The organism is Zobellia alginiliquefaciens, from assembly GCF_029323795.1.
GTDB lineage: Bacteria > Bacteroidota > Bacteroidia > Flavobacteriales > Flavobacteriaceae > Zobellia > Zobellia alginiliquefaciens.
On sequence record NZ_CP119758.1, the window covers coordinates 796,030 to 808,613 of the forward strand.

At 38.7% G+C, this 12,584-nt stretch carries 9 protein-coding genes; 4 read left to right on the plus strand and 5 right to left on the minus strand.

The features are described 5' to 3' along the window. Positions 1–39: 39 nt before the first annotated feature. Positions 40–807: an NYN domain-containing protein gene (locus P0077_RS03350; protein ID WP_276167750.1), complete on the minus strand. Its 768-nt coding sequence runs from the start codon at positions 805–807 to the stop codon at positions 40–42. Positions 808–965: 158 nt separating this feature from the next. Here P0077_RS03350 and P0077_RS03355 point away from each other — a divergent pair, with 158 nt between their 5' ends. Beyond that, complete coding sequence (locus P0077_RS03355; RefSeq protein ID WP_276167751.1) at positions 966–1,754, plus strand: NIPSNAP family protein; 789 nt, start codon at positions 966–968, stop codon at positions 1,752–1,754. A gap of 3 nt (positions 1,755–1,757) precedes the next feature. On the opposite strand, the gene P0077_RS03360 is transcribed toward P0077_RS03355, so the two are convergent. The 4 genes from P0077_RS03360 to P0077_RS03375 all read right to left on the minus strand — a co-directional run bounded on the left by P0077_RS03360 (position 1,758) and on the right by P0077_RS03375 (position 9,456). Then, the gene (locus tag P0077_RS03360) at positions 1,758–2,879 is read right to left on the minus strand and encodes an OmpA family protein (protein WP_276167752.1); all 1,122 of its coding nucleotides are present in this window, start codon (positions 2,877–2,879) and stop codon (positions 1,758–1,760) included. A 105-nt stretch (positions 2,880–2,984) separates the two neighbouring features. Beyond that, positions 2,985–4,460, minus strand: a complete 1,476-nt coding sequence (locus P0077_RS03365) for a hypothetical protein (RefSeq protein WP_276167753.1) — start codon at positions 4,458–4,460, stop codon at positions 2,985–2,987. 122 nt (positions 4,461–4,582) lie between these two features. Then, positions 4,583–6,340 (minus strand): TonB-dependent receptor, encoded by a 1,758-nt coding sequence (locus P0077_RS03370; RefSeq protein WP_276167754.1) that lies wholly within the window; start codon positions 6,338–6,340, stop codon positions 4,583–4,585. Between the two features lie 98 nt (positions 6,341–6,438). Then, the gene (locus tag P0077_RS03375) at positions 6,439–9,456 is read right to left on the minus strand and encodes a tetratricopeptide repeat protein (protein ID WP_276167755.1); all 3,018 of its coding nucleotides are present in this window, start codon (positions 9,454–9,456) and stop codon (positions 6,439–6,441) included. A 287-nt stretch (positions 9,457–9,743) separates the two neighbouring features. Between P0077_RS03375 and P0077_RS03380 the strand changes: the two genes are divergently transcribed. The 3 genes from P0077_RS03380 to P0077_RS03390 all read left to right on the plus strand — a co-directional run bounded on the left by P0077_RS03380 (position 9,744) and on the right by P0077_RS03390 (position 12,581). Next, a complete protein-coding gene (locus P0077_RS03380; RefSeq protein WP_276169164.1) occupies positions 9,744–10,427 on the plus strand; it encodes a cell division ATP-binding protein FtsE in 684 nt (227 codons plus the stop codon). A gap of 153 nt (positions 10,428–10,580) precedes the next feature. Continuing rightward, positions 10,581–11,666, plus strand: a complete 1,086-nt coding sequence (locus tag P0077_RS03385) for an endonuclease/exonuclease/phosphatase family protein (protein ID WP_276167756.1) — start codon at positions 10,581–10,583, stop codon at positions 11,664–11,666. A gap of 93 nt (positions 11,667–11,759) precedes the next feature. After that, positions 11,760–12,581, plus strand: coding sequence for an NUDIX hydrolase (locus P0077_RS03390; RefSeq protein ID WP_276167757.1), 822 nt, complete (start codon positions 11,760–11,762; stop codon positions 12,579–12,581). The last annotated feature ends 3 nt before the right edge of the window (positions 12,582–12,584 follow it).

Sequence of the window (12,584 nt, forward strand, 5' to 3'; positions counted from 1 at the left end):
AAATTAAGCCGTTTATATAAAACGAATGGAAGACGCTTATTATTTTGTTGAGCGTGATTTTGGCTTGTCGGCCATTTTTACGTAAACCAGTTTTTTGCGTCCTTTTGAATCTTCGCGACGATCTACCTCTATTGATTTTATGGAATTTATAAGTGGTGTCAATTTTTGAAAACCGTAGTTTCTGGAATCAAAATTTGGTTGTTTTTTCTGCAAAAGACTACCTACATCTCCCAAAAACGCCCAACCATCATCATCTGCAACATCATCTATGGTAGAAGCGATAAACTTAATGTCTTTGGCCGTAATTCGATCAACATTATTTTTGGCAACTTTTGCGTTCTTATTGCTAACAGGACTATCTTCTTCCTCCTCCTCTTCTTTCTTAAGGATTTCAATATAAATAAACTTGTCACATGCTACTATAAAAGGGTTGGGTGTCTTTTTCTCCCCTATACCAAAAACTTGCATACCTGCTTCACGAAGACGTGTGGCCAGCCTAGTGAAATCACTATCGCTACTTACAAGACAAAAACCATTGACCTTGCCTGAATAAAGAATATCCATAGCGTCTATAATCATTGCAGAATCCGTTGCGTTTTTGCCCTGGGTATACCCGTATTGTTGAATGGGGGTTATAGCATTTTCCAGAAGAACATTTTTCCATTTACCAAGACGGGGGTTTGTCCAATCTCCATAAATACGCTTAATGGTGGGATTCCCGTATTTTGCAATTTCCTCCATCATTTCCTTAACATAGGCAGAGGGAATATTATCACCATCTATAAGTACCGCAAGATTTAAATCCATAGCATTAATTGTTTCCTGCAAGTTACGGTGATTCTAAAAAAAATCGATACAATATTCTTACAAAGAAATTTTAGCTATCCAAGATTGTGCCTTAAAAATTAGTTTAGGTTTTAAAGGCGTTCTTTGCTAAGTTTGGATTTTCCAAACAATATACCAACATGAAAAACTCTATTTACAGTTCCGTTACCACTTTCATTCTAATTTTTGCTTTTGCGATTTCCGTAAACGGGCAAGATAACAAGCGTGAATTTTATCAATTGAAAACTTATTTTTTAAAGGATGCCAATCAAGAGAAAGTGGTTGACACTTATTTAAAGGATGCATATCTACCAGCTCTAAAAAGAACCGGAATAGAAAATGTTGGGGTATTTAAACCGATTCCTAAAGAGGACGCCGATGCGCTTAAAATATATGTCCTGATCCCTTTTAATTCTCTTGACCAATTTTTGAAGCTGGACCATATGCTTGCTCAAGATAAAAGTTATGTTTCTGCAGGAGCGAACTACATCAATGCCAAACATGACAATGCACCGTATGAGCGTATCAGCTCTACCTTAATGAAGGCATTTTCAGAAATGCCCGTAATGGAAGCTTCAAAAGTTACCGGCCCAAGAAAAGACAGAGTTTACGAGTTACGCAGCTACGAATCCGCCACTGAAGCCATTTATCAGAACAAAGTGGATATGTTCAATATAGGAGGAGAGGTTGAACTTTTTGAATCCCTTGGCTTTAATGCCGTTTTTTATGCGGAAGTAATCTCTGGAGACCGAATGCCCAATTTAATGTACATGACTACTTTTGAAAACATGGAATCTAGAGATGCTCACTGGGATGCCTTTAGAACTGCTCCAAAATGGCTGAAACTAAAAGTTGACCCCAATTACCAAAACAATGTTAGTAAGTCAGATATTCTATTGCTCTACCCTACCGCGTATTCAGGTTATTAAAAACTAAAGGGTTGAATTGCTTATCATAAATTCAACCCTTCTATTTCGTTTTCTTCCTTCGGCCGTAGTATTATCCGCTATAGGGTTTTCTCCTCCGTGACCCTTCCAAACTACACGTGCTTTATCTATACCTAACCCAATTAAGTATTCAGCCACTGCTTTTGCCCTTTTTTTAGACAACATCCGATTGTATTTTTTACTTCCCACCGAATCCGTATATCCAGAAATAGAAATATGCAATGCTCTATTTTGCGACAGGTACGTATAGATCTCCGCAAGTTCATTCTTTGAAGTCTCCAACAATTTGGCTTCATCAAAAGAAAAAAGAACATCTTGAAACACATGAATTTTATTTAACTGAAACGTTTTTGATTCCGTATTCAAAGCAACGATTTTGTGTTTGGGAATGGCACTTTCTGCCTCTGACACCTCAACCATATCCACATAATAATAGGCTCCCTGCTTGGCATTCCTTTTTGTTTTAAAAAGACGGGTTCTGGCATTACTTTTAAAGTTCCCGATAATTAAATATTGTTCGGTACCCTTCGCTACAAATTGGGTATGCACAGGTATCCAATCTTTTGTATCCGAATAGAAATTTGAATAGCCTATTTCCAAATAATTATAGGAATTGGATTTCTGTTGATAGAGGTGCTTTTTAGAAAGTTCCTTTTTAATAGGAAAGCTTAATTTATCCTTGGCAAACAATACTCCAAATTCTTTGATGGCAAAGTCTGAACGTTCCGCTAAACTTATATAAAATGAAACGCTATACTTTACTCCTTTTTGCAAAGGCCGAAGCAATTTGGTCTGAAAATATTCCCTATAATCATCTGGTGCGTAGAGATAAAGACCAGCATAACCCTGACCGAAGTCTGCCGGTTGTGAGCCATTAAAGTTTTCCGGTGTACCCATTTGGATACTACAGCCATTAAAATAATCGGTTGAACCTTCCGTAGGTATTGACCAACCTTCTAAATCATCGTTAAAATTGCCTAAGCGTTCCGGACAGTTCAGATAGGATTCAAAACTTGGGTTTTTCACCAGATTTTGCGCCTTCAACGGAAGCAAACAGCAAATTCCCAACACAATAAAAAGAATCCTACCGAGTGAAAATTTTATCATTCCCGAGCGTTTAAATCCGCTCTAAAATAGAAAATTTAAAACTATATCAGAATTCGCCATAGTTCAACGGCATTCCCATCCTCAATAATTGCGATCAAAGTTTATTTAATTCAAAGTATCAATATAGGCTTGAATAAGAGCGACACCTTCAGTATGTAATTCTGTAATACCTACAAGTGGCATTGATGGACCGTAAGCTGGATCCGTCTCGACCCTCAACCTAATATCGGCCTTAAAATCCTCCACATTACTATCTGCATATAAGGTTTCATATCTAAAATCCGGACGAACGCCCTGATTAGAATTATGGTACCCCCCAGGTTGGTGGCAATGTGCGCAGTTCACATCCATATACGCCTTGGCACGTTCGGTTAGCGTAAACGAATCATCCAACCAATCCGGCAGACGCTCAATTTCCGAAACGGCAGGAGCTCCGGAAAGCAAACCTTTATCTATGAAATTTTGCAGTTGATTTTTACCATTGTAAACAAAATTCAGGTTTCTGGCTTTTGGCCCAATGGGAATAGTTGTATTGTTCACGTTATGGCACTGCGTACAGTTTACGGTAAACGGCACTTTATACCCCAAAGACTGTCCGTTTCCAGAACTGTCTATCCAGTTCACTTGTACAGTAGGGGCTTCATTGCTAAATGTAGCCTCTGTTTGGGCTTCGTTCCAAAGATAATTACCCATACTCCACGTACCATTGGTCTTAATTAAGATACGGGTTTCAATTAGCCTTCTTCCAAGGGACTCATCTCTCTCATCATTGTAATAAAAGAAAGTTTTACTGATAACCGTACCATCGGGAAATTGCAAAAGTCCTTCTCCATTGTATGTCATTTGCCCTCCTTCAGGAAGCGAAATCGTTCTGAACTTATGCGCATAATCACTATACAAAGGTGTGCTTAGGCTATATTCATGAGACGTTGTATTCGGAATCAAATCCGCAGGACTACCTCTAAATATTTTAAGATCTGCTAAATTTGGAAGAAACTCGGCAACCACATAGACGGTATCATCCACATATGGATTACTACCTGCCGCTATTTCATCCCCATTATTAACACCATCCCCATCACAATCCGTACTTTTCCAAATTGAATTCTGTGCATTGTAGCCGGTATAATTCTCATCTTGAACTGGATCACAGGAACCCTCCTTATCCGTACCATCAGCTTCTTCCTGAAAATCTGGAACACCATCTCCGTCCGTATCCTTAGTTTCGTTTACGTAGGGATCTGTTCCATTGGCCAATTCTTCGCTGTTGGTTACTCCGTCCGTATCGCAATCCGCTCCCAACCAAATGGTATTGTCAGAATCATACCCATTATAACCAGTGGTCTGTTTGGGGTCGCAAGGGTTGCTTTTGCTTGTACCTTCCAACACTTCTTGCTGATCTAGAATTCCATCTCCATCGGTATCCATATCAACCGTTTCAGGAGTATTGGAATCATCAGATCCACAAGCTGCTAGTAAAATCATTGAAGCCATAAAAGCCGCACGAATTACATTTTCTCTTGGAATAAATCTAAAAGCAGTATTCTGCTTGACCAAGCTATTGAAGATATTACGAACCATGGCTAAATTTTCTTTAAAGCAATAGCAACAAAAATAGGTATTCTACCGCCAAGACCCGATTAACAATAGACAAGAGCCTGTAAAAATCGGATGAATACGCTTTGTTGTTTTATCAAGAAAAATTAAAGGTCAAATTTATAAGTCAAACCACCCATAACTTGCAAGCCCTGAACGGGATAGTTAGACCAACGTTGGTAATTATTATTTGCAATATTGGCCACTTTCAAGAAGAAAGAAAGCTGATCGTTCCAACGGTATCCTACATGGGCATTGGCATCAAAATACCCGTCTAAAGTTACGGGAGTCGCAAAAAAGTCTGCCGGATTTCCACTTGCAGAAGCAATCGTGGCCACATCATCACGCTCACCAACATAAAACAAGTTAGCACCTGCATACCATTTTTCACCTATTTGATAATCCATGAACAGGGAACTCGTTAAATTAGGAAGGTTCCACGCCGGATTATCGGTTTCTGTATTGTAATTGAAATACTCAACATTAACACCTAAGCTAAAGTTTCTATTTACATCTACATTCAACTCACCAAAGGCTGAAATCGTTTTTACGTCATCATAAAAAACTTCAAAAGAATTGCTGTAATAGTATCCTTTTTCATCGGTTCTCCCTTCATTCTGAGGGTTTAGCTTGTAAAGTGCCTTTCTATCTTCCGTAGTGTAACTCACCTTCGCATTATAACTCAAATTTGTTAAAATCTGCCCTTTAAGACCTAAATAAGCATCGTACTTTTTATCTGTAGGGACAATGGTCAACGTTGGTGACACATACGGGTTATCCTCTACAAAACCGTAGTATGAGTTCTGCATTAAATCGCCCTCTACACCACCATACACTATTGCCATATCCTCTAACAGTCTGTAAGAAGCGGTAACCGCCGGATAAATATAAAAATTGCTATCGCTGTTTTCGCTATCAAGACCATATACCAAATTGACGCCCAAATTTAGCGAGAGACCATCTTTTGCCAAGGCCAAACTTGGATTGATTCCCACCTGAAGATTACTATAGTCTATACCCGGTACATTTGTTGGATTATTTAAACTAGAATTCTCAAAACTACCGCTCACGTAATCAACTTTAGCTTTGATATTAAAATTTTCATCAGCTACCGGAAAAGAAAATCCCGTATTGAAAACCGCTCGGTTTTCACCAGATTTAACGGCATCCCAAAAACGTCTGTACTCCAATTTAGCATTCTCAAAATACGAATCCTCAACATTTATATAACCTGATGCTTCGGCCATGTAATAATTTTGGCGTTCATCAATACCATCTACCTCTTCCTCGGTAAAAGTAGCATCAGGAATACCATACCAATTGTACAATTGGTGCTGTGCACCTACGTTTACACCCCAATCAAAATCACTATCTCGTTTGGTGTACCCCGCATCTAACCTAGAGTTTGAGTAGATATTATCTAGCGCAACACCATCAATATCTCCACGAGATGAATTATGTTCAAGTCCAATTGTATAACCAGATTCACGATCAATAGTTCTACTGGTATAAAACTTACCCATTAAATTCGCCGGATTACCTATACCAGCCGAAGCGTACGAATTATATAGCACAGGAGGAGGCGTTTTTTTCACGGCCGATGCCTTACCCTTTGCAGGGGTAAATGTAGAAGCCACAGGAACCGAAAAAATACTATAGTTTATCTTTTTCTTCTGCAAAACAATAGAATCATTAAGATTCGGCATTGTTTTAATTTTAAAAGCATCGTTAATCGTTGGTGTATACGCCTTGGTAACGGTAACCGTTTCTGTACCAATATCATCTTTTTCTTCATCTTCTTGCGCTATAGCAAACTGAAAAACACCAGTAAGAAAAATAAGTGTGAGCTTTATATGTTTGTGCATTCTGTGTTCTTTTTTGAATTTACACCTTTAAAACGAAGTCGATTCTAGAAAACTTCGTTTAAATTCAATTTTCAATATTGTTAAACTGTTTTCTAATTTTAATCGGTCCTCACGGATGAGTTGCTCTGTGCTTCTTTTGCCTTGATAATAGACAGCTCGCTTTTTGCATCGGAAACAATATCCTCATACTGACTAAAATTACTGATCACACTATCCAAAATATAGGTGGCCTGGTAGGCATCTCCCAAAGCATAGAAATTCTTTGCCATGATAATCAATCCTTTTCCGCCCCATTCCTTATAACCTGAATAGTCTTTCGCCAATTTCTGAACGGCAATGTTCGAATTCTCATAATCTTGAGACTTGCTTTTAAAATAGGCGTCATAATACAATGCTTCCGCAGCAGTTGCACCAGATGCTATTTTCAACACATCTGCATAAGCGCTTTCTGCTTTAGCTTCATCGCCCGTTGCAATTGCCGAACGTGCAATCATTATCTGTGCATCACTTTTAATACGATTATCGATTATTGGTGTAGCCAATACTTTTTCGGCATAGGCCAAGGTCTTACCATAATCTTTTTGCTCGTAATACCCTTTCATTAAATTAGACTGTGCAAAAGTTCTATTTTGCTGAATATCCGCTTGATTTTCCAAACGCTGTAAATAGGGCAACGCCGATGCATAATCTTTTTTACCGATGTAAATTTCACAAACACGGGTCAAAGCCTGTTCCGCATATTCGCTTCCCATTTTATCGGCAACGAATTTGTAATTCGGTAATGCTTTTTCTTTTTCTCCTTTAGCAAAATAAAGTTGTGCCAAATTAAAATTCGCTTTCACGGCACTTAATCCGCTTGGGAATTGTTTTATGTAATTCTCATATCCTCTGATGGCAGCCTCTTTATTGCCTTCCAAGTTTTGTTTATCCGCAGACTCAAAAGTGGCGTTGTCCAGCTCACTATCGGTAACCTCCACAAAATCGAGTTTCTGCACCCACTCCGCATACTCGTCCACGCGACCTAAATCAACATAAATCAATTTTGCGGTAGACACAGCTTGAATGGCCTCCTGTGTGTTCGGAAAATTATGAACAACAGATTTAAACTCGGTCAACGCTTGCTCGTTTCTACTGGCATTATAATGCACCAAACCTTGACGCATCATTGCCTGCGGCACCAATGAACTAGCTTTGTATTCATTGATCATACGTTGATAGGTCTGAAGACCTTTTTGTTCTTGCCCGGTAGAAATTAAAGTATTTGCCATTTCAAAAAGGGCATCATCTTTTAAGCTAGATTTTGGATATGCCGAAACGAAAGTTCTTAACTCCTCAATCTTCGTGTCACGTCTGTCAACAAAACCGTAGCTAATTGCCTTTTGATACGCTGCATAATCTTTCTCAGGTCCTGATAATGAAAGTGCCTTATTGTACGTTTCAATAGCAGGCCAATATTTACTGGTCACAAAATAACTATCGCCTAACCGAAGATAACCATCGTATAATTTTTGGGTATCGCTAGACCCCGCACCTGTAAAGTTGCTGAAGTAAGAAATAGCATTACTATAGTCTTTCAGCTTAAAATAGGTATAGGCTAAATTATAATCTAACTCCTTGTATTCTTCCGTTGATTTTGCCGCTGGATTTTGTTGAAATTGAATATAATCCACCAATGCGTCACTAAAATTGTTGAGCGCATATTCCGCTTCCGCTTTCCAATAATTTGCTTTCGCTTTAAAAGTAGCATCTTCCGCACTACCTAAAGACTTTCCTAAATTTTCTGCCGCAGCAGTGTATTCCCCGTTCATGAACAATTCTATCCCACGGTAATAGGCCACTTTTTGATACGTCTCCTTACTAGCGTAGTTCTTGTTCTTCTCAAGCAACTCCATGGCTCCTGCAAAGTTTTTAGAGGTGATGTATGAATCTACCAACAATTCTTGCATCTCTTCTTTGTTCGGACTATCGGGATACTTCGCCAAATAATCCGTTATGACCTGTGGAACCGGTTCGTAGGCATTCCCTACCTCATAGCTCAATCGGGCATAATTTAAGTAGGCATCTTTTTGAATTTCTTGTGAGAAGTCCATTTGCGTAGCATTCCTGAAAGCATTCAAGGCTTCCTGCTTTTTATCCAACTTCAAATAACATTCCGCTAAATGGTAATAGGCATTTTGAGAAACATTGTTCGTTCCACCTATAATTTTATTGAACTGCTGAACAGCATTGGCATAGTCACCTTGCTTGTAGTATGAATATCCTAAAAGGTAATAATCCGTATTGCTCCACTTGCCTTTTTTCCCTTTATAATCTTCTAAATAAGGAATAGCATTTGAATATTCTTTTAAGTTGAAATAACTCTCCCCAATAATTTTACTGAGTTCGGATTTCTCTTTACGATCACCCTTTGCCATTTGTTTTTTTGCCAAAGCGATTGCCTCGTCAAACTTACCAAGCTTAAAATTCATGTCCGCTTGGTAGTAGTCCATTTTTTCCTGAAGAATTTCTGGATCTTTTATCTGGTCAAAACGCTGGTTGGCCGTATCATAATCATCTTGCTGATATGCGATATAGCCCATATAGTATTTAGCCTGAGAACCGTAAACAGGAGAATTTTCTACCTTTTGAAGGTAACTTTCAGCTTGCTTTTGCTTACCTGATGAATACAAAGAATACCCATAATTAAAATTGAACTTATCCATCTCTTTCCGAGAAAGTGCACTTTGTTCCACTTTATTGTACCATTTTAAGGCATACGGATATTTACCGGTCTCAAAATAATACTCGGCCACATCTACATAAGCTGAATTTCTTTTGGTGGAAGTGGGATAGTTGGCCACAAAATCCTCCATTAACCTATCAGCTCCCAACTGATTTAAGCGTACAGCAGCATTAGCCTCATAATAGGCACTATTAGATTTAGTCTCTAAATTGTCACTGTTTTCTTTTACTTTGGCAAAAATGGACTGTGCGGCTTGGTACTGCTCATTGTTATAGAGTGCCAAGGCATCTTGATATTGTTTTTGATCGTGGGTATAAATCTTGGTTTCTTGAGCGACTCCCACAGAAACCATCCCCAGAAAAATAGGGATAAGCGCGGTTATTTTTTTTAGCATAGTGTTCTAACTAGAAATATATATTACCGTTAATTAATTTAATAACGTTGAATATTGCATATAAGTATACGGTGAAAAGTGTTTTCATCTTTATATTTTTCACTCTCGGCAATCATGAAAAAAGCAAAAATATTTTCTCAATGCCTGTCGTACGTTAGTTTTTAACTTATTACTTTTATATCAATATTACGATTCAAAGTTCGAGATTTGGCGATTACAATGCGGAACTACGCCCAACCTTTAACGATTGATTAACAAATTGAACCCGAAACCAGGTACCCTTAATGATGTCAGAAACGATTTTAGAGCTAAAGGATGCGGCTATTTTTCAAAAAGATAGTCTTGTTTTAAACGAGGTAACACTTGATGTAAGAAAAGGCGAATTCGTTTATTTGATAGGAAAAACAGGAAGCGGTAAAAGTAGCTTCATGAAAACCCTCTACGGAGACCTACCCCTTAAACAAGGTACTGGAAGTATTGTAGATTTTGACCTCACCAAATTAAGGGAAAAAGACATTCCGTTTTTGCGCAGAAAAATCGGTATTGTTTTTCAGGATTTTAAGTTGTTACCGGACCGCACGATCAATAAAAACCTTCATTTTGTTCTTAAAGCTACAGGTTGGAAAGACAACCACAAAATGAACCAAAAAATAGAGGATGTCCTCAATAAAGTGGGCATGAAAACCAAAGGCTTTAAATTTCCACATCAGCTTTCTGGCGGGGAGCAACAGCGGGTGGCTATCGCCAGGGCACTTCTTAACGACCCTGAGCTCATATTAGCCGATGAACCTACCGGAAACCTAGACCCACAGACCAGCGTAGAGGTTATGAAAGTGCTACAGGAAATACACAAATCCGGCCGTTCTATTTTAATGGCCACCCATGATTATGCCTTGATTTTAAAATATCCATCAAAAACCCTAAAATGCGATGGAAACAAAATCTTTGAAGTTGTACAGCGAGTGGTGTAGATAAACATACCAATTACACATAAAACAACCTTATCCCTACATAAGGGTAACATACAAAGTCTCTAATTTTCATAACTTTAGACAGTCGGCTATGCTATTTTTTTAATGAGCACGTTTTGCCGTGGAAACATAAATTCTTAAAAACAAGATGTTATGCCCCATATCAATTTTGCCTGGTGGAATCTTCAAAACTTTTTTGACACGGATGACGACCCTATCTCCAATGACTTCAGCTTTACGCCCGAAGAAGGTTGGACCGATGAAGTCTTCAACATAAAAAAGAGAAATCTTGCCGAAGGTCTAAACCTCATTTGGCCCAATGAACAAATAGACCTACTAACGGTCTGCGAAATTGAAAAAGATACGCTTTTACAAGATTTACTGGATGAAGCAGGCATGAACAACCTAAGTGTGGTTTTTGATGCTTCCGGCACAAGCGATTTACGAGGTATTGATGTAGCCATGGCATATAATCCAGATAAACTTACCGTAGTATCAAGAACTTCCCACCTCGTGCATTTAAGATACCGGACCCGAGATATTTTTGAAGTCGTTTTTAAAATAAATGCCACAGGTGAAGAGTTTGTGGTCATAGCATCTCACTGGCCATCCCGTAGTAGAGGGCAATACCATTCCGAACCTTTGCGTATTGCGGTTGCAGAGCATATAGCCTTCCTTGTGGAAGCACATACCAAAGTGGACTCTACCACTTACGAAACCCTTCAGGCCAATGATGATTTGGCGGCTATTCAAGCTAAATGGGAAGGCAAAGTTTTGGTTGTGGGTGATTTTAACGATGAGCCTTTTGACCGTAGTATCATTCAACATTTAAAGGCATCCAGGGACCTTGACAAGGTTAAAGGAGAGACCAATGACTTTGATAAATTCGTTCACACTTATAAATACCGGGCCAGAGAGACTTTTCTATATAATTTAAGTACCTCAATAATGAATAAATCGGCTTCTGGAAATACGGGCACTTACTTTTTAAGTGGCTTATATGATGGAACCGTTTTCACCAACCGCTACCAAATGCTAGATCAGTTGGTGGTTACCCGCGGATTCTTATCCGGTAATGGCATTACCGCAGACATAGGCACTTTTGACATTATTGACGATAATATACTAGCAACCTCTAGCGGACGCCCTAGATCATTCAAATACAAATCTTCAAATCCAAACTTTGTACCTAAAGGCTATTCTGACCATTTGCCGCTTAAGTTGAAATTAAATTACTGATATACGCTCTTAAAATTAAGGTCAATAATCTGAAACCGGTATCTTTAAATTGTAATTAAAGATTTGCCGCTTTGGCATCCTCAAGCCGATATCATGATCTTAAAAAAACAAACCTACAGACCGGATAAGCCGGTAAACCCATTCATTGGGGCACTATTATTTGTCATTGCCATTATTTTGCTGGCCATTACCGGACCACTGGGTTTTGTATATGGTATTTTCCACAGCCTATTTACTCGTGGAATAAAAGGAATTGGAGAGTATTTGCTAAAAATTGCCATTTCCGTAGACCAGTTGGGAAACGTTATGATGCAACATCTAATGAACGTCCTCTGGACCAACAAAAACAGGTACAAATTCGGCAATAGGGATGAAACCATTTCAAGCGCCTTGGGCAGAAACAAAAAGTTGGGGACCTTGACCGCCGCGGGAAGATTGATGGATAAAATCTTAGATATCATAGACCCTGATCATTCCCTTAATTCCATTGATTATTATGTAGAACCGTCCGAAGATATAATAGACCATTTGGCATGGATACACCTTATAGACAAACGGATTCTTTGTTTAAAAAAACTGAACGCCGATACGGATTTCTATTTTATTCCAAAAGGGATACGAATAGAAGGGGAAACGGATGCTCAAACACTTTTAACGACCACTAAAGACATGCTCAACATTGATATTGATAGTCTTTCCATGGAATTCGTTGGTATCTTTGAGGCACAGGCTTTAGGTAAGAAACCGGGAATTTTATCGCGGATGACCTGTTACACCGCTATGCATTCAGGTGAGTTTTTGCCCGATTCGGAATTATATGAAATTGCTTGGCTAACCTATGACCAAAAAGATAAGCTCAGCGAAGTGGACCAGTTAATTTTTGACATTCTCCATCAGAACGGATTGCTTTCATAAAAG